The 362-nt window shown below is 63.0% G+C and carries 1 protein-coding gene; it reads left to right on the top strand.

Going from position 1 to position 362, the window contains the following annotated elements; genetic code table 11:
• Nucleotides 1-362: molybdate ABC transporter permease subunit (locus ACZIRK_RS45550; RefSeq protein ID WP_474419887.1), on the top strand; the 362-nt coding region annotated here is incomplete at both ends.

The raw sequence follows: 362 nt of genomic DNA, 5'->3' as shown, positions 1-362 counted from the left end.
GCCTCTCTCTGGGGCGGGGCCACGCTCGCCTTCACCTTTACGGGGCTCGTGGTCGGATCGGTTTTGTCAGCGCTGCCTTTGATGGTGCAGCCCATCCGCAACGCCTTCGCTGCGATGGGTGACCGCCCGCTGGAAGTCGCTGCCACTCTGCGCGCCTCACCGTTATATGCCTTCTTCACGGTCGCCTTGCCTGTGGCGCGAACGGGTGTTCTGACAGGCGCCATGCTTGGCTTTGCGCATGCGATAGGCACGTTCGGCATCGTGCTTATGATCGGCGGCAACATTCCTGGGCGCACCAAGGTGCTGTCGGCCTATCTCTTCGACTATGTCCAAGCCTCGCGCTGGCGCGAAGCAAGCTGGCT

Source organism: Bradyrhizobium sp. Leo114 (genome assembly GCF_055229415.2).
Note: the sequence above shows the minus strand (reverse complement) of the source record. Positions and strands in the feature narration are given on the sequence as shown.